The 17,775-nt window shown below is 71.6% G+C and carries 12 protein-coding genes and 1 tRNA gene; 10 read left to right on the plus strand and 3 right to left on the minus strand.

The annotated features are described in order from the left end of the window. Positions 1-1,172: 1,172 nt before the first annotated feature. The 8 genes from dnaN to ACGFS9_RS10010 all read left to right on the plus strand — a co-directional run bounded on the left by dnaN (position 1,173) and on the right by ACGFS9_RS10010 (position 11,411). Positions 1,173-2,303, plus strand: a complete 1,131-nt coding sequence (gene dnaN, locus ACGFS9_RS09975) for a DNA polymerase III subunit beta (protein WP_393251895.1) — start codon at positions 1,173-1,175, stop codon at positions 2,301-2,303. A 196-nt stretch (positions 2,304-2,499) separates the two neighbouring features. Next, the gene (gene gnd / locus ACGFS9_RS09980) at positions 2,500-3,375 is read left to right on the plus strand and encodes a phosphogluconate dehydrogenase (NAD(+)-dependent, decarboxylating) (RefSeq protein WP_393251896.1); all 876 of its coding nucleotides are present in this window, start codon (positions 2,500-2,502) and stop codon (positions 3,373-3,375) included. Between the two features lie 129 nt (positions 3,376-3,504). Continuing rightward, positions 3,505-4,629 (plus strand): DNA replication/repair protein RecF, encoded by a 1,125-nt coding sequence (gene recF / locus ACGFS9_RS09985; RefSeq protein ID WP_393251898.1) that lies wholly within the window; start codon positions 3,505-3,507, stop codon positions 4,627-4,629. Then, complete coding sequence (locus tag ACGFS9_RS09990; protein ID WP_393251899.1) at positions 4,626-5,201, plus strand: DUF721 domain-containing protein; 576 nt, start codon at positions 4,626-4,628, stop codon at positions 5,199-5,201. Before recF ends, ACGFS9_RS09990 begins: the two co-directional genes overlap by 4 nt. Before the next feature lie 596 nt (positions 5,202-5,797). Then, positions 5,798-7,861 (plus strand): DNA topoisomerase (ATP-hydrolyzing) subunit B, encoded by a 2,064-nt coding sequence (gene gyrB / locus ACGFS9_RS09995; protein WP_393251901.1) that lies wholly within the window; start codon positions 5,798-5,800, stop codon positions 7,859-7,861. Positions 7,862-7,903: 42 nt separating this feature from the next. Beyond that, complete coding sequence (gene gyrA / locus ACGFS9_RS10000; RefSeq protein ID WP_393251902.1) at positions 7,904-10,498, plus strand: DNA gyrase subunit A; 2,595 nt, start codon at positions 7,904-7,906, stop codon at positions 10,496-10,498. A 19-nt stretch (positions 10,499-10,517) separates the two neighbouring features. Continuing rightward, positions 10,518-11,237, plus strand: a complete 720-nt coding sequence (locus ACGFS9_RS10005) for a DUF3566 domain-containing protein (protein ID WP_393251904.1) — start codon at positions 10,518-10,520, stop codon at positions 11,235-11,237. Between the two features lie 100 nt (positions 11,238-11,337). Further along, a tRNA-Ile gene (locus tag ACGFS9_RS10010) sits at positions 11,338-11,411 on the plus strand. A gap of 941 nt (positions 11,412-12,352) precedes the next feature. On the opposite strand, the gene ACGFS9_RS10015 is transcribed toward ACGFS9_RS10010, so the two are convergent. Further along, complete coding sequence (locus ACGFS9_RS10015; protein WP_393251906.1) at positions 12,353-12,772, minus strand: DUF6344 domain-containing protein; 420 nt, start codon at positions 12,770-12,772, stop codon at positions 12,353-12,355. A gap of 327 nt (positions 12,773-13,099) precedes the next feature. Between ACGFS9_RS10015 and ACGFS9_RS10020 the strand changes: the two genes are divergently transcribed. Then, a complete protein-coding gene (locus tag ACGFS9_RS10020) occupies positions 13,100-13,228 on the plus strand; it encodes a DLW-39 family protein (protein ID WP_003999697.1) in 129 nt (42 codons plus the stop codon). 183 nt (positions 13,229-13,411) lie between these two features. Then, the gene (locus ACGFS9_RS10025; RefSeq protein ID WP_393251907.1) at positions 13,412-14,917 is read left to right on the plus strand and encodes a hypothetical protein; all 1,506 of its coding nucleotides are present in this window, start codon (positions 13,412-13,414) and stop codon (positions 14,915-14,917) included. Between the two features lie 214 nt (positions 14,918-15,131). Here ACGFS9_RS10025 and ACGFS9_RS10030 read toward each other — a convergent pair whose 3' ends face one another. Next, positions 15,132-16,973, minus strand: coding sequence for a protein kinase (locus ACGFS9_RS10030; RefSeq protein WP_393251909.1), 1,842 nt, complete (start codon positions 16,971-16,973; stop codon positions 15,132-15,134). A gap of 129 nt (positions 16,974-17,102) precedes the next feature. Beyond that, on the minus strand, positions 17,103-17,651 hold the full coding sequence (locus ACGFS9_RS10035) for a helix-turn-helix domain-containing protein (RefSeq protein WP_393251911.1): 549 nt from the start codon (positions 17,649-17,651) through the stop codon (positions 17,103-17,105). Positions 17,652-17,775 lie beyond the last annotated feature (124 nt).

A 17,775-nucleotide genomic window follows, 5' to 3' on the forward strand; every position in this document is an offset into this window, starting at 1 on the left:
CACCCGGGGAGGACGGGGGGGGGGGGGCGGGCCCCGCGCCCGCCGGGGGGGCCCCCCGGGGGGGGGCCCGGCCCCCCCCCCCCCCACCCCTCGGTGCTCGGCGGCTCGCTCAGGCGGGCCGGCGTCGCCGTTCCCCGCCCGCCCCTCGTTCGCCGCGTCCGGCAGAGGGCGCGGCCCCCGTGCGTCCGGGCGCCCGGGTCCCCGTCCGGGTGGGCGGCCCCGCCGACCGCGTCGCCTCCGACCGGTCCCGCCGGGCGTCCCGGGACCGTGCCACGGCGCGAGTGACGGTTCCCCACGTGCCGCGGAAGCGCTCTCGTGTGCGGCCGGAAGCGCCCTGAAGCCGCTTCCGAAGGCGCCTCACCCCTCGATCACCGCTACCGGGGCGACACCTTCTGTTCGAATCTTCGCGGGGTTACGGCCACTCTCCACAGATTCGGTGACTTTCTGGCGTCCACATCCTGGGGACCGGGAAGTTGTCCCTATCGTGTCCACAGGCGGGCCTGTTGAAGGACCATCAGACCAGGTCAGCCACCTGTGGATTCGTGGACAAAGACTTTCCACAGACTGTGGACGACGAATGGATCCACAGGGTGTGCATCGAGTTGTCCACCGGCGGCCCACAGATGCGAGCCTGTTGTCCCCAGCGATCTCCAACTTCTCCACACCTCTGTCCACTGTTCGGCAAGGTGACGCGACATCTCACCGGGTCGAGTGAAAGGCGTCACACCAAGGTGCCGGATTGGGCTGTGGGGAACGGGGGTAAAGCTGGGGACGACGCTGGGGAGAAGTGGCCCCCGGCTGTGCATCGTGTGTGCAGAACTTTTCCCCGTCCACAGAGACGCCGGGTTGTCCACCGCCCCCACCCACAGGGCCGGTGGACAAAAAACCGCCTCTGAGCTGCGAAAACGGGGTTATCCACGGTATCCACAGGGCCTACTACTAAGACCAACTAGAGAGAGCCTGGGAACCGTTTCGAAGACGGGGCTGTGCACAACTCGCTCTCCGAGGCTCGACTGCCGCTCGGCACGACTTGACCCCGAGGGGCACCGACTGTCAGCGCGGTGCGTCAGACTGGTCCCCGGTGTCCTTCCCCTCACAGGACCGAACGACACCGAGTCAGACGACGAAGGCCAGCAGGGCGAGAGCGCCGGCAACAGACGGAGGCGGCAACGGTGAAGATCCGGGTGGAACGCGACGTACTCGCGGAGGCAGTGGCCTGGGCGGCACGCAGCCTCCCGGCCCGTCCGCCGGCGCCTGTGCTCGCCGGCCTCCTTCTGAAGGCCGAGGAGGGCGCGCTGAGCCTCTCCAGCTTCGACTACGAGGTCTCGGCGCGGGTCTCGGTGGACGCCGAGGTCGACGAGGAGGGCACCGTCCTCGTCTCCGGCCGGCTCCTCGCCGACATCTGCCGCGCCCTGCCCAACCGGCCGGTGGAGATCTCCACAGACGGTGTACGGGCGACCGTGGTCTGCGGCTCGTCGCGCTTCACCCTCCACACACTGCCTGTGGAGGAGTACCCGGCCCTTCCGCAGATGCCGTCGGCGACGGGCACCGTCCCGGGCGAGGTCTTCGCCTCCGCCGCCGCCCAGGTGGCCATCGCCGCGGGCCGCGACGACACGCTCCCCGTGCTCACCGGTGTGCGGATCGAGATCGAGGGCGACACGGTCACCCTGGCGTCCACCGACCGGTACCGCTTCGCCGTCCGCGAGTTCCTGTGGAAGCCCGAGAACCCCGAGGCGTCCGCGGTGGCCCTGGTGCCCGCCAAGACCCTGCTCGACACCGCCAAGGCCCTCACCAGCGGCGACAGCGTCATCCTGGCGCTCTCCGGCTCCGGCGCCGGCGAGGGGCTCATCGGCTTCGAGGGGGCCGGGCGGCGGACGACCACCCGGCTGCTCGAGGGCGATCTGCCGAAGTACCGCTCGCTGTTCCCGACGGAGTTCAACTCGATCGCCGTCATCGAGACCGCGCCGTTCGTGGAGGCCGTCAAGCGCGTCGCCCTGGTGGCCGAGCGGAACACCCCGGTGCGCCTCAGCTTCGAGCAGGGCGTGCTGATCCTGGAGGCCGGCTCCAGCGACGACGCACAGGCTGTGGAAAGGGTCGACGCCCAGCTGGAGGGCGACGACGTCTCGATCGCCTTCAACCCGACGTTCCTGCTCGACGGCCTGAGCGCCATCGACTCCCCGGTCGCCCAGCTGTCCTTCACCACCTCCACCAAGCCCGCCCTGCTGAGCGGCAAGCCGGCCCTGGACGCCGAGGCGGACGAGGCCTACAAGTACCTGATCATGCCGGTCCGCCTCTCGGGCTGACGGCCCCGGCCCGCCGGTCCCACCGGACCGGCGGGGCGCGCACCACGGACGGAGTACACGTCTGAGCGGCTCTGCCCCCAAATGCGCAGGTGTTCCCCGGGTGCCCGAAAGGCGTGGGTGCTACCCCCGGGTCTAGGCTCGGACCCGGGTACGAGAGTGCCCCCACGCCACGTCGCAACCCCTAAGGAACCAACTGATGGAGCTCGGTCTCGTCGGCCTCGGCAAGATGGGCGGCAACATGCGCGAGCGGATCCGCCGCGCCGGCCACACCGTCATCGGATACGACCGCAACCCGGACCTCGCGGACGTCAACAGCCTGGAAGACCTGGTGGGCAGGCTCAAGGGCCCGCGTGTGGTGTGGGTGATGGTCCCCGCCGGCGCCGCGACCCAGTCCACCATCGACGAACTCGCGGCCCTGCTGGAGCCGGGCGACGTCGTCGTGGACGGCGGCAACTCGCGCTGGACGGACGACGAGAAGCACGCCGTCGAGCTGGGCATCAAGGGTATCGGCTTCGTCGACTGCGGTGTCTCCGGCGGCGTCTGGGGCCTGGAGAACGGCTACGCCCTGATGTACGGGGGCACCCCCGAGAACGTCGCCAAGGTGCAGCCCGTCTTCGACGCGCTCAAGCCGGAGGGCGACTTCGGCGCGGTGCACGCGGGCAAGGTCGGCGCGGGCCACTTCGCGAAGATGGTCCACAACGGCATCGAGTACGCCATGATGCAGGCGTACGCCGAGGGCTGGGAGCTGCTGGAGAAGGCCGACTCCGTGACGGACGTGCGGGAGGTCTTCCGCTCCTGGCAGGAGGGCACGGTCATCCGCTCCTGGCTGCTCGACCTCGCCGTGAACGCGCTGGACGAGGACGAGCACCTGGAGAAGCTCAAGGGCTACGCACAGGACTCCGGCGAGGGCCGGTGGACGGTGGAGGCCGCCATCGACCACGCGGTGCCGCTCCCCGCGATCACCGCGTCGCTCTTCGCCCGCTTCGCCTCGCGGCAGGACGACTCGCCGCAGATGAAGATGATCGCGGCGCTGCGCAACCAGTTCGGCGGCCACGCGGTCGAGAAGGCCTGATCGACGCCCCGGGCCGCGCGCCCGGGGCGGCCCGGCTGTCCACGGCCGGGGATGGACCCGGGGTCCGGGGCGACCCGGCCCCGGGAGGGAAACCGGAAACACCACGCTGGGGGAGGTCGGCGAACGACCATGCACGTCACGCACCTGTCGCTGGCCGACTTCCGCTCGTACGCCCGGGTCGAGGTTCCGCTCGATCCGGGCGTCACCGCGTTCGTCGGCCCCAACGGCCAGGGCAAGACGAACCTGGTCGAGGCCGTCGGCTACCTCGCCACCCTCGGCAGCCACCGCGTCTCCTCGGACGCCCCCCTGGTCCGGATGGGGGCCGAGCGCGCGATCGTCCGGGCCGACGTCCGCCAGGGAGAGCGCCGGCAGCTCGTCGAACTGGAGCTGAACCCGGGCAAGGCCAACCGCGCCCGGATCAACCGGTCCTCGCAGGTCAGGCCGCGCGACGTGCTCGGCATCGTGCGGACCGTGCTGTTCGCGCCCGAGGACCTCGCCCTGGTCAAGGGCGATCCCGGCGAGCGGCGCCGCTTCCTCGACGAGCTGATCACCGCGCGCTCCCCGCGCATGGCGGGCGTCCGCTCCGACTACGACCGCGTGCTCAAGCAGCGCAACACCCTGCTGAAGTCGGCCGCGCTGGCCCGCCGGCACGGCGGACGCACCCTGGACCTGTCGACGCTCGACGTCTGGGACCAGCACCTCGCACGCGTGGGTGCCGAACTGCTCGCCCGGCGCCTGGACCTGGTCGCGGCCCTCCAGCCGCTGGCCGACAAGGCCTACGAGCAGCTCGCGCCCGGCGGCGGGCCTCTGTCCCTGGAGTACAAGGCATCCTCGCCCGGCATGACGGGCCACACGCGCGAGGAACTCCACGCCCAGCTCGTCACCGCCCTGGAGGAGTCCCGCCCGTCCGAGATCGAGCGCGGGGTGACCCTCGTGGGACCGCACCGCGACGACCTGGTGCTCAAGCTCGGCCGGCTCCCCGCCAAGGGGTACGCCTCCCACGGCGAGTCCTGGTCCTACGCGCTCGCGCTCCGCCTCGCCTCCTACGACCTGCTGCGGGCCGAGGGCAACGAACCGGTGCTGGTCCTCGACGACGTGTTCGCCGAACTCGACAGCCGGCGCCGGGAGCGGCTCGCGGAACTCGTCGCCGACGGCGAGCAGGTGCTGGTGACGGCCGCGGTGGACGACGACGTGCCCGGGGTCCTGGCCGGCACGCGGTACGCGGTGTCCGAGGGCACGGTCGAGCGCGTATGACGGAGAACACACCGGGAACGGGTGCCGGGGGCGGGTCCGGCGACGGCACGCGCGCGAGGGCGCCCGAACCCTCCGGCGTCGACCTCGCGCGGGTGGCGCTGCGCGCCGCCAAGGAGCAGGCCCGCGCGCGCGGGGACGCGGCACAGCAGCGGAAGCAGGCCCGCCGCGGTGGTGGCCTGCGCTCCGGCGCGGCGGCCGACGGCCGTGACCCCATGGCGCTCGGCGCGGCCATCAACCGGCTGCTCACCGAGCGCGGCTGGGAGACCCCCGCCGCCGTGGGCGGTGTGATGGGGCGCTGGCCGCAGATCGTCGGCGAGGACCTGGCCAAGCACTGCGTCCCGCTGCGCTACGACGAGGACCCGGCCGAGCGGGTGCTGACCGTGCAGTGCGACTCCACCGCCTGGGCGACGCAGTTGCGGCTGCTGGCCCCCCAGCTCGTCGCGCGGCTGAACCAGGACCTCGGCCACGGCGCCGTGCGGCTGATCAAGGTGCTGGGGCCGGGAGGCCCCGAGCGCCGGTACGGCCCGCTGCGGGCTCCCGGCAGCAAGGGTCCCGGCGACACCTACGGATGAGCCGCGCGCGGTGGGCGCTGGGTTCGGCGGTCCGCCGCCCGCCGCCCCACGGCTGCCTCCCGACCGTCCCGCGGTTCGCCTCGCGCCCCGTCCATCCCGGCCGTCCGCCGTCGCCGTGCGGGGTGCGCCGCCGGGCCGGCGCACCCCGCACGGACCGGACGTCGTGCCGCGCGTCCCGCGCGGTGATCGGTGAGATCCGGCGTCTTCCCTGTTCAGAGGGGTGCCCGGCGGACCGGGAGACCCGTTTCCGGCACCGCGGACGACCGATCCTGCCGTGATCGCCGGGGCGCCGGCGGCAACCGGATGCGGTTGCGAAGAGCGACCTGACTTCCCAGTAGCCAAGGGTTGACACCTGGAAGCGCTGAGTGCCGCTGTGAGCCTCTTTGGGCCCGGGTCCGTATATGGGGAGTCGGCCGAGTCCGGTTCAGGGCGGCACATGCGGACTCAGGTACCGGCAAACCCCCATCACTGTCGGCGCTACCGGTAGACTGGAGGCTAATCCCGCCCCACTTGTGGGACGCACCGAGCAACGCTGACTCAGGCTTACCAACGCAACATGCCGCAGCCGCTCCGGCCACCCGCCGGCAGTCCGGCTCGTGCTGTGCCAGAAAGGGCGCTTCGTGGCCGATTCCGGCAACCCCAACGAGAACATCCCGTCCACCGACGCCGGCGTCGGCACCGAGGCCACGGCCTCGTACGACGCCAGCGCCATCACCGTCCTCGAGGGTCTGGACGCGGTCCGCAAGCGACCCGGCATGTACATCGGCTCGACCGGTGAGCGCGGACTCCACCACCTCGTGTACGAGGTGGTGGACAACTCGGTCGACGAGGCGCTCGCCGGCCACGCCGACACGATCGACGTCACGATCCTCCCGGACGGCGGCGTCCGCGTCGTCGACAACGGCCGGGGCATCCCCGTGGGCATCGTCGCGTCCGAGGGCAAGCCGGCCCTGGAGGTCGTGCTGACCGTGCTGCACGCGGGCGGCAAGTTCGGCGGCGGCGGGTACGCGGTCTCCGGTGGTCTGCACGGCGTCGGCGTCTCCGTCGTGAACGCCCTGTCGAGCAAGGTCGCCGTCGAGGTCAGGACGGACGGCCACCGGCACACCCAGGACTACAAGATGGGCGTGCCGACCGCCCCGCTGGTCCGGCACGAGGCCACGGAGGAGACGGGCACCTCGGTCACCTTCTGGGCCGACCCCGACATCTTCGAGACCACGGACTACTCCTTCGAGACCCTCTCGCGGCGTTTCCAGGAGATGGCGTTCCTGAACAAGGGCCTGACGATCAGGCTCACCGACGAGCGCGAGTCGGCCAAGGCCACCGCGGGCGCGGACGAGGCGGGCGCGGACGAGAAGGACGAGGTCAAGTCCGTCACGTACCACTACGAGGGCGGCATCGTCGACTTCGTGAAGTACCTCAACTCCCGCAAGGGAGAGGCGGTGCACCCCACCGTCATCGACCTGGAGGCGGAGGACAAGGACAAGAGCCTGTCCCTTGAGGTCGCGATGCAGTGGAACAGCGGGTACAGCGAGGGCGTCTACTCCTTCGCCAACATCATCCACACGCACGAGGGCGGTACGCACGAGGAGGGCTTCCGTGCGGCGCTGACCTCGCTCATCAACAAGTACGCGCGGGACAAGAAGCTGCTCCGCGAGAAGGACGACAACCTCACGGGCGACGACATCCGCGAGGGTCTGACGGCGATCATCTCGGTCAAGCTGAGCGAGCCGCAGTTCGAGGGCCAGACCAAGACCAAGCTGGGCAACACGGAGGCGAAGACCTTCGTCCAGCGCGCGGTCTACGAGCACCTCAACGACTGGCTGGACCGCAATCCGAACGAGGCCGTGGACATCATCCGGAAGTCCATCCAGGCGGCCACCGCGCGGGTGGCGGCCCGCAAGGCGCGTGACCTCACCCGCCGCAAGGGCCTGCTGGAGTCGGCGTCCCTGCCGGGCAAGCTGTCCGACTGCCAGTCGAACGATCCCACCAAGTGCGAGATCTTCATCGTCGAGGGTGACTCCGCCGGCGGCTCGGCCAAGTCCGGCCGCAACCCGCAGTACCAGGCCATCCTCCCGATCCGGGGCAAGATCCTCAACGTCGAGAAGGCGCGGATCGACAAGATCCTGCAGAACCAGGAGATCCAGGCGCTGATCTCCGCCTTCGGCACCGGGGTCCACGAGGACTTCGACATCGAGAAGCTGCGCTATCACAAGATCATCCTGATGGCGGACGCCGATGTCGACGGCCAGCACATCAACACGCTGCTGCTGACCTTCCTGTTCCGCTTCATGCGGCCGCTGGTCGAGGCCGGTCACGTGTTCCTGTCCCGCCCGCCGCTCTACAAGATCAAGTGGGGCCGCGACGACTTCGAGTACGCGTACTCGGACCGTGAGCGGGACGCGCTGATCGAGCTGGGCCGGCAGAACGGCAAGCGCGTCAAGGACGACTCGGTCCAGCGCTTCAAGGGTCTCGGCGAGATGAACGCCGAGGAACTGCGCATCACGACCATGGACCAGGAGCACCGCGTCCTCGGCCAGGTCACCCTCGACGACGCCGCCCAGGCCGACGACCTGTTCTCGGTCCTGATGGGCGAGGACGTCGAGGCCCGCCGCGCGTTCATCCAGCGCAACGCCAAGGACGTCCGCTTCCTCGACATCTGAGTCGGTCTCAGCTGACCGCGTCAGAAAGGATCTTCACCAGCAATGGCCGACGAGAACACCCCCAGCACGCCCGCAGAGGCCGGCGAGACCGTCCTGCGCGTCGAGCCCGTCGGGCTCGAGACCGAGATGCAGCGCTCGTACCTCGACTACGCGATGTCCGTCATCGTGTCGCGCGCGCTGCCCGACGTGCGGGACGGCCTCAAGCCCGTCCACCGCCGCGTCCTGTACGCCATGTACGACGGCGGGTACCGGCCCGAGAAGGGCTTCTACAAGTGCGCCCGCGTCGTCGGCGACGTCATGGGCAACTACCACCCGCACGGCGACTCCTCGATCTACGACGCGCTGGTCCGCCTGGCGCAGCCGTGGTCGATGCGGATGCCCCTGGTGGACTCCAACGGCAACTTCGGTTCCCCGGGCAACGACCCGGCCGCCGCCATGCGGTACACCGAGTGCAAGATGGCGCCGCTGTCCATGGAGATGGTCCGTGACATCGACGAGGAGACCGTCGATTTCACCGACAACTACGACGGGCGCTCCCAGGAGCCGACCGTCCTGCCCTCCCGCTTCCCGAACCTGCTGATCAACGGCTCCGCCGGCATCGCGGTCGGCATGGCGACCAACATCCCGCCGCACAACCTGCGCGAGGTCGCGGCCGGGGCGCAGTGGTACCTGGAGAACCCCGAGGCCTCCCACGAGGAACTCCTCGACGCCCTCATCGAGCGCATCAAGGGCCCGGACTTCCCCACGGGCGCCCTCGTCGTCGGCCGCAAGGGCATCGAGGAGGCATACCGCACGGGCCGCGGCTCCATCACCATGCGGGCGGTCGTCGCGGTCGAGGAGATCCAGAACCGCCAGTGCCTGGTGGTCACCGAGCTCCCCTACCAGGTCAACCCCGACAACCTGGCCCAGAAGATCGCCGACCTCGTCAAGGACGGCAAGATCGGCGGCATCGCGGACGTCCGGGACGAGACGAGTTCCCGGACCGGCCAGCGCCTCGTGATCGTGCTCAAGCGGGACGCGGTCGCCAAGGTCGTCCTGAACAACCTCTACAAGCACACCGACCTCCAGACGAACTTCGGCGCGAACATGCTGGCGCTCGTCGACGGGGTGCCGCGCACGCTCTCGCTGGACGCGTTCATCCGCCACTGGGTCGCGCACCAGATCGAGGTCATCGTCCGCAGGACGAAGTTCCGGCTGCGCAAGGCCGAGGAGCGGGCGCACATCCTGCGCGGCCTGCTGAAGGCCCTGGACGCCATCGACGAGGTCATCGCCCTCATCCGGCGCAGTGACACCGTGGAGATCGCGCGTGAGGGCCTGATGGGCCTCCTGGAGATCGACGAGATCCAGGCGAACGCGATCCTGGAGATGCAGCTTCGCCGGCTGGCCGCCCTGGAGCGCCAGAAGATCATCCAGGAGCACGACGAGCTCCAGGCGAAGATCCGCGAGTACAACGCGATCCTCGCGTCGCCGGTGCGCCAGCGCGAGATCATCAGCGAGGAGCTCGCCGCGATCGTCGAGAAGTTCGGCGACGACCGCCGTTCCAAGCTGGTGCCGTTCGACGGCGACATGTCCATCGAGGACCTGATCGCCGAAGAGGACATCGTCGTCACCATCACGCGCGGCGGCTACATCAAGCGGACGAAGACCGAGGACTACCGCTCGCAGAAGCGCGGCGGCAAGGGCGTCCGCGGCACCAAGCTGAAGCAGGACGACATCGTCGACCACTTCTTCGTGTCGACCACGCACCACTGGCTGCTGTTCTTCACCAACAAGGGCCGCGTCTACCGGGCCAAGGCGTACGAACTCCCGGACGCCGGGCGGGAGGCCCGCGGCCAGCACGTCGCCAACCTGCTGGCCTTCCAGCCGGACGAGGCGATCGCCGAGATCCTCGCCATCCGCGACTACGAGGCGGCCCCGTATCTGGTGCTCGCCACCAAGGGCGGACTGGTCAAGAAGACGCCTCTCAAGGATTACGATTCGCCCCGCTCGGGCGGTGTCATCGCGATCAATCTCCGTGAGACGGAGGACGGATCCGATGACGAACTGATCGGAGCCGAGCTGGTCTCGGCCGAGGATGATCTGCTGCTGATCAGCAAGAAGGCACAGTCGATCAGGTTTACGGCCACGGACGACGCTCTGCGACCGATGGGGCGTGCGACCTCGGGCGTCAAGGGCATGAGTTTCCGCGAGAGCGACGAGCTGCTCTCGATGAATGTTGTTCGACCCGGTACGTTCGTGTTCACTGCCACAGACGGTGGGTACGCGAAGCGGACCAACGTCGACGAGTACCGCGTCCAGGGTCGCGGTGGCCTGGGCATCAAGGCCGCCAAGATCGTGGAGGACCGCGGCTCGCTCGTCGGTGCGCTGGTGGTCGAGGAGACCGACGAGATCCTCGCCATCACACTGTCCGGCGGTGTGATTCGTACGCGAGTCAACGAGGTCAGGGAGACGGGCCGTGACACCATGGGCGTCCAACTGATCAACCTGGGCAAGCGCGATGCCGTCGTCGGCATCGCACGTAACGCCGAGGCCGGTCGTGAGGCGGAGGAGGTCGACGGCGCAGTAGCCGTCGACGACGTCGCCGAGGGCGTGGAGGCCGTCGGCACGGAAGAGGGCGATCCGTCCTCGGCCGAGTAGCGCGAGGAGTGAGTTCATCGTGAGCGGAGCCACGGGCGCCGGATCGACCGGTACGGACACGGACGGCGGCCGTGGCACCGCCAGGGATGCGGACGACTCCCATGACTCTCATGGATCCCAGGGGGGAACTGTGACGGACACCCGAGGCCGGCAGGCCCAGCATCACGCGGGCGGGCAGGCGGCCCCGGTCGGGGCGCCCTCGGCGCCGGGCGCGGCGTCGGCGGGACCGGCGGCGCCGGGCTCCCCGCTGCCGGGCGAGCGGAACGGGCAGCAGTCGGCCCAGCCCTACCACCCGCCGCAGGCGTACCCGGCACAGGCGCCCGCGGGCGCCGTCCGCCGGCCGCGCACCGGCGCCCGCACCACGCCCCGTACCCGCAAGGCGAGGCTGCGGGTGGCCAAGGCCGACCCGTGGTCGGTGATGAAGGTCAGCTTCCTGCTGTCCATCGCGCTCGGCATCTGCACGATCGTGGCCGCGACCGTGCTGTGGATGGTCATGGACGCCATGGGCGTCTTCTCGACCGTCGGCGGCACGATCTCCGAGGCGACGGGCTCCAACGAGTCGAACGGCTTCGACCTCCAGTCGTTCCTCTCCCTGCCGCACGTCCTGATGTTCACGTCCGTCATCGCGGTCATCGACGTCGTCCTCGCGACGGCTCTCGCGACCCTCGGCGCGTTCATCTACAACCTCTCCGCCGGCTTCGTCGGCGGTGTCGAGCTGACCCTCGCGGAGGACGAGTGAGGGCCCGCTCGAACGCCCGCTGACCATCGATTTTGGGACTGGCCACGTCGTGCGCTAATCTTCAGAGGTCAGCGCGCGGGACACACACCCACAGCGCGGCGGGGCTATAGCTCAGTTGGTTAGAGCGCATCCCTGATAAGGATGAGGCCACAGGTTCAAATCCTGTTAGCCCCACAGCATCAAGACCCCCAGCCGGTACCGGTTGGGGGTCTTTGCGTTGTCTGGGCGGCGGGGTGCCGTGCCCCGGTGGGCCGGGGGGAGCGTCGGCGGTGGTCCGGGTTCGGGGGAGCGAATGGGAGGGGGCGTGGGAGGCCGTGCCGGAGGGCCTCGTTCGCCCCGATGCCGGTGTGGCTCCAGAAGTCCGGGAGCGACGCCCGTGGGCCCGCGCTGTGAGGCGCGGAGCCTCGGGGCGGCGGTCTCCCCGGCGGGTCGGGGCGAGGTGGTGTGCCCGGCCGGACGACGACGTGAAAGGCCCGGCAACTCGTGGGAGTCGCCGGGCCTTTGCCCTGGGTGCTTTGTACGCAAGTTCGCCGCTACGTCAGGGGCTCTGTGCAGAGTGCTCGTGCCGGGTCCGGCCGAAGCCGGGGCAAGGGCGGCAGGTGCCGCGCCGGGCCGTGCCGGGTGGTGGTCGGTGGCGCCGTCGGCCTGTCCGGTCGTACCGGGCCCGCCGGACGGCACCGCGAGGTGCCGAGGGATGCGGGACGGCGGTGACGGCCGCCGCGGGTGATGCGGAGAACGACTACGGCAGGCGTGAACACCGGGGTGAGGGTCCCGGGTTCCGCGGAGGTGCAGGCAGGGGCACGGAGGGGCGGAAGGGCGTCCGGACCCGGTGGCATGCCGGATCTCGCGTCCGGGTTCCCATGCACGGTTCGCTGGGGTTCCCGCTCGGTCCACGGTCGGGTTCCCTGTACGGGTGCGGTGCGCGAGGTCCGCGGCCGGGGTCCGTGCCGGGGCCTGTGGCGGCCCGTGGCTCGTCTCCGTTCCGGGGTTTCGTGCGGTTCCGTGCCCGGGTCGGTGCTCTGGTGCTGCGGCTGCTTCCCACGCCGCGTTCGCGGTCCGGTCCCCGCACGGCCGCGTGCTCCGTACGGTGTTCCGCGTGTTCGTGCTCGCGCCGGTCAGCGCTGGAGGGGGAGGGAAGCGGTGAGCTCGGGCGCCATCGGGTCCGCGACGGGACCGGTGAGGGCCGCGGGCTCGGAACAGGGGGGTTCGGCGGTGCTCCCGGCCTCGGTGAGGGCGGCGCCGTCCGCCGCGTCCTCCTCGGCCGGCGCGCGGTGGCGGCAGCTCGGCGAGGAACCGTGGGCCTCGGCGCGGATCCGTTGCTTCATCGTCGGTGGCAGCGCCCGGTTGAGGACCGGCGCCCAGGGGGCGACCGCCTGCGTGGCGGCGACCGCCTCGGTGTTGCCGGCCGCGGCGGCCTGCGGTACTGCGGCGGACGCGGCGGCCGCGGTGGTCGTGATCAGTCCGAGCGTCGTGCACAGAGCCAGGAACGCGGTGACGACCGCGGTCCAGAGCTTCATGACCTTGTTCTGCGTCATGGCCCCTCACTTTCAGGTCAGGCGATTTGCGTACTTTCCTCATGATGTGTATGCCGACCGTGAAGTGGTGGACCGACGCCCGTGGCGCGTTGATGTTCAGATGAACACCACCCGGATGGCCGCAAAGGCCCGGGAAGATCCCTGAATTGCGGAGAATGTCACGTCCTGTTACGAGTGGCGACCCTCCGGTCAGGGCGGCTCGCCCGGGCCGTACTGGTCTCCCCGGGGCCGGAGTTGAGGGCCGATCCAGGTCACCGATCGGTATCGGCCGGTGTGTATAGTCGGGCGCCAGAGGTCCCCTACGTCAACGAAAGACGAGGTCGCGCGGTGAAGAAGCTTCTCCTGGTCGCACTGGCCGCCATCGGCGGGCTCCTCGTGTACCGCCAGATCCAGGCGGATCGCGCCGAGCAGGATCTGTGGACGGAGGCGACCGACTCCGTGCCCACGGGTTCGTGAGTCCCGACACCGGTCTCAGAGCAGACCCCGGCCGCCCCGCGGCCGGGGTCCTGTGTTTTCCGGGGCGCCCGCGGGCCTGCGGGGCCGGGGCGCGGGGCGCCGGGACCACCTGATGGCCGTACGGCCGTTCCCTTTCGGCCGCTCCCCGGGATAGCCCGGTGCCGCGGTGGCCGAGGAGGCAGGATGGGCCACGCCAGGGGGCTTTTCGACGAGGGGTGGCGCGTCATGGGGGTGCGCACGCCGAACAGGCGGGCGGGGAACGGGCGCCGCGGGGCGCTCACGGTCGCGTCGGCGGCCGTGCTGTGGTCGGCCCTCGCTCCGCACGGCTGGGCCGCACAGGGCGCGCCGGACCCGTACTCCTTCGCCCCCGGCTCCGCCGGTGTCCGGGGAGCCGAGGACACCACCGGCTCCGTACGCCTCGAAGCGGGGCACACGTACCGGAGTTCCATCGGGCCCCCGGGGCGCGGCGGCAGGCTCTACTACCGTCTCGAACTCGACGCCGACTCCACCGCGTACGTCTCCGCCACCGCGGTCCCCCGGCCGGGGGCGAGCGTCTCCTATGCGGACGGTCTCAAGGTCTCCCTCCAGGACGGCGACGGCCGCAGCTGCTCCCCCTCCGGCAGCGCCCACTTCGGCGCCACCCAGAGTCCGCACCCCATCGCCGCGTCGGCGGCCCGGGAGACGGGTGGGAAGCGGTACGCCTGTCAGGCGGCCGGCACGTACTTCGTGGTCGTCGAACGCAGTGGAGCGGGCACGTCGTCCGGGGGTGCGTCGGACAGGTCGCCCACGGCCGATCCGTCCGGCTCGGCCGCGCGGGCCTGGGACCTGGAACTCGCCTATGTGTCGGAACCCGGGCTGAGGAAGGCGCCGGCCGCCACGCGTGCCCCGGAGGCATGGGACTCCGCCTCCCCGGAGGCGCTCACGGGAACGCCGCGGCGGCGCGGCGGGGGCGCGGGCTTCCACGGCGCGACCCCCCTCGGCCAGGGCGTGTGGGGGGACCGCGTCAGCCCGGGAGAGACCCGCTTCTACAAGGTCCCCGTCGACTGGGGCCAGCAGTTCCACGCCACCGCCGAACTGGGGAGTTCGCCGGGGGGCGACGGTTATGTGGGAACCGCCCTCGCCGTGTCCCTCTACAACCCCGTGCGCGGCTTCGTCGACGATGTCGGCGCGGGATACGACGGGCGGCAGCGGACCGCCGCGCTCGCCTCGCTCCCTCCCGTCGCCTACGAGAACCGGTACGCGCTCAGCGACCGCGTGAGCGGTATGCGCTTCGCGGGGTCCTACTACCTCGTGGTCCACCTCGCCGAGCAGGTCGCCGACCGCTTCGGCGACGGACCGTTCGGGCTGACCCTGCGGGTGCGCGTGAGCGGATCGCCACGGCCCGGGCCCGCCTACGCCGGGCGGGCCGACCCACCGGACGTGTTCGACGCCGAGGCGGAGGCCGCCCGTGCGGCGGGAGGGCGGACGGGCGCCCGGGCCGGCGACGGCGGGCGTCTCCTCATGAAACTGCTGGCCGTGGGCGGTATCGGTGCGGGCAGCCTGCTGGTCCTGACGCTCGGAGCGTGGACCGTGGCCGCGCGGCGAGGGCCGCTGCCCGCCTACGGGCTCGCGTCGACGGACGCCGAGGCGGACACGGCACCGGCTTCGCGTCGCGCGGTGCGGAACCACGAGGCCTCGCGGAACGGGTGACTCGTTCCGCCTGTCGGCCCGCCGCCGGGAAACCCCGCGCCCGTCGCTCTCGGCGCGCCACGGAGCCCGCGCGCCGTTCGCCCGTCGTGCGCGGGGAACTGCCGTGCCGTGCGCCACGAGCCCGGGTGGGCCGCGTACTCCGGCGGCGGGCGACAGAGGTGACGTCCCTCCCGGGACACCGGGGCCGGCGCCGTGGGGGTGGTCCGGTCGGCCGTCAGATCCGGGACAGCGCCCAGAAACCCACGGCGAAGCAGGCCAGCGCCAGCACCAGCATCGACATCGCGACCCGCGCGGGCGGCCCCGGGCGCGGCCGGGCTCTCCCGCCTCGTCGCCGCCCCGCCGGGGGCGCGACCCGGGTGTACGGAGCCTGAGCGGACCGAGAGGTGTACGGGGCCGTGGGGGTGGGCGGGTCCTGCGGCGCCGGGACGGCCCGGGGATCGGGCCGACGGGCCGCCGGAGGCGCGGGACGCGGGGAGGCGGGCACCTGCTGCGAGGCGGACGGCGGAGCGAGAGGGGGGAGCGGCGCCGAGACGCGGGGCGCGGGGGACGGGGGCTCGCCCGCGGTCCGGTGGACCTCGGGCGGACGCTCCCCCGACCGGTCGGCAGCGTGCGGGTGCGGGAGTTGCGCGCCGCCCTCGTACGGAGACGGCGCCGGGGCGGCGTTCGTACCGGAGGGCCTGGGCGGGGGCAGGTGGAAGCTGCCGGTCTCGGACATTGCGGTCGAGGGCGTGGACGAGGCGGGTGCGGAGTCCGCGGCGCCGCGCGTCCCGGGGCGGGGCCCCGGGACGCGCTGGGAGGGAGCGGGGTGCGCGTCCGCGGTGCGTCCGCCGCCGAGGTGGGGTGCGGCCCCGCTGTCGGGGTCGGGCCGGACCGGAACGCCGTCGGAGACGGAGCCGTCGGCTGCGGGGTGCGGGAGCGGCGGGTTCGACCGGAACGCGGGGCCGCCGCCGGCTGTGCCGTCGTCCGTGTCGTTGTGGCTGCCCGGTCCGGTGCCGGTGGGTGTGTCGGGCCCGCTGTCCGGTGGCTCGTGCTCCGTGCCGCCTGTGGCGCCGCCGGCGCTCCGGCGGGCGCTCTCGCGCGGGCTCGGACCGAGGTGCGCCGCCGTGCTGTCCGGGTGCCCGGGGGAGTGCACGGCTGCCGGGTTCCCGCCGGGCGGCACCGCGGGCGAACCCTTTTCGAGAGGACCCTGCGGGCCGAAGCCCCGGGGCAGCGGGCCGAGTTGGTCGAACACCTCGACCAGCTCGTCGTCGGGGCCGGGGCCGGGAAGCAGTTCGGCCGCTGCCGCGAGCGCCTTACGGGCCCCGGTGGCGGTTCGAAAGCGCGCGTCGGGGTCCGGCTGGAGGAGGGCCGCCACCACCTGCCACAGGGGCTCGGGTATGCCGCGGGGAGCCGGGGGCGTGCCGTGTTCGGCGAAGTACTCGATCAGGGCCTTGGCGTCGGGCTTCGCTCCCTCCAGCAGGTAGAGGGCGACCAGACCGGCTGCGAACAGGTCCGCGGGGAAGTCGGGTTCGGAGCCGAGCAGCTGCTCCGGGGCGAGGTAGCCGGGGGTTCCCACCACGTAGTCGGTCTCGGTGAGGCGCGGCTCGCCCAGCCGCATCGCGATGCCGAAGTCCGACAGCCGCAGTCGGGGGCGGCCCGTCCCGGTGGCTTCGAGCAGCACGTTGGCGGGTTTGACGTCGCGGTGCACGACTCCCTCCGCGTGGACGGCGGCGAGGCCCGCGAGAAGCTGGTCGAGCAGGGTGAGGACGAAGTCGGGGGGCAGCGGGCCGTAGTCGTTGACCAGGTGCACGAGCGAGCCTCCGGCGACCAGGTCCATGGTGAACAGGACCTTGTCGTCGTCGGCGGCCCAGCTCGCCGGCGCCAGCACGTGCGGATGGTCGATCCGCAGCGCCTGTTCCCGCACGAAGCGCAACAGGGCGTGCGCGTCGCTCTGCTGGAGCACCTTGGCGGCGACGTAACGGCGCCGCCGGTGGTCCCAGGCGCGCCAGACGGCGCCGACTCCCCCGCGCCCGATCGGGTCGACCAGTTCGTACCGGCCGGCGAAGACCTCACCCATGGTCGTGCGTCGCTCCCCTTCGGCGCCGGCTCCGGAGACCTCCTGCGAGGTGCCCGGCTGCCGGACGTGCGGCGGCTTGAAGGTCCTACGGGCCCCCCGCGGCCGGGTGTTCGGCGGCCGGGCGACTGCTCAGTTCTGGTGGGACTGGTAGTGCGCCACCGCGTCGGAGGTGCGGCCCGCGCCGTAGACCCGGAGGAACTCTGCCAGCTCCGGGTGGGTCGGGGCGAGGGTGTCCGCAGCGTCGATGATGTCTCCCGCGGCGGCCACCGACCGCAGCAGGGACTGGATCTCGCGGACCACGCGCCGGACCGTCGGCGCTCCCGAACTGGTCGTGGACTGCGTGGTGTTGCTCAGCACCGATCCCCCCTGGGACTTCTTGATCTCGTCCATCCGCTCGGTCGCCTCGGCGGCGCTGACGCTGCCGTCGGCGACCTGACCCGCCAGATCCTGGAGGAGTTGCACCCGTTGGACCACCGCCGGGTTGCCGATCTTGGCCCGCTGGCCGCTCATCAGCTGCGACAGCATGGGCGCGGAGAGCCCCAGCACCCCGGCAAGACGGGCCTGGTTCAGGCCCAGGTCCTCTATGAGCCTACGGAAGAGCGCCCCCAACGGCTCCCCGTACCAGTTCCGCTGCAGCTCGCGGGCTCTCGCGGTTGCTTCCTGCTGTGCGGCGTCCATCGCGTCTCCCCATCGCTTCCCCAAGTACCGTGGTTCGCTGTCGCGAACCACGTCGAGCATCTTACGGAGAGTGGTCGCCCACGGGGACCCCCTATCTTTTTGCGAGATCCCGGGGATGACCCGG

Source organism: Streptomyces sp. NPDC048566, from assembly GCF_043199735.1.
Classification (GTDB): Bacteria; Actinomycetota; Actinomycetes; order Streptomycetales; family Streptomycetaceae; genus Streptomyces.

Excerpts from the sequence above, each read along its gene's own strand:
- gnd (WP_393251896.1), top strand. The coding sequence starts at position 2,500 with ATGGAGCTCGGTCTCGTCGGCCTCGGCAAGATGGGCGGCAACATGCGC.
- recF (WP_393251898.1), top strand. The coding sequence starts at position 3,505 with ATGCACGTCACGCACCTGTCGCTGGCCGACTTCCGCTCGTACGCCCGG.
- ACGFS9_RS09990 (WP_393251899.1), top strand. The coding sequence starts at position 4,626 with ATGACGGAGAACACACCGGGAACGGGTGCCGGGGGCGGGTCCGGCGAC.
- gyrA (WP_393251902.1), top strand. The coding sequence starts at position 7,904 with ATGGCCGACGAGAACACCCCCAGCACGCCCGCAGAGGCCGGCGAGACC.
- ACGFS9_RS10015 (WP_393251906.1), bottom strand. The coding sequence starts at position 12,772 with ATGACGCAGAACAAGGTCATGAAGCTCTGGACCGCGGTCGTCACCGCG.
- ACGFS9_RS10025 (WP_393251907.1), top strand. The coding sequence starts at position 13,412 with ATGGGCCACGCCAGGGGGCTTTTCGACGAGGGGTGGCGCGTCATGGGG.
- ACGFS9_RS10030 (WP_393251909.1), bottom strand. The coding sequence starts at position 16,973 with ATGGGTGAGGTCTTCGCCGGCCGGTACGAACTGGTCGACCCGATCGGG.
- ACGFS9_RS10035 (WP_393251911.1), bottom strand. The coding sequence starts at position 17,651 with ATGGACGCCGCACAGCAGGAAGCAACCGCGAGAGCCCGCGAGCTGCAG.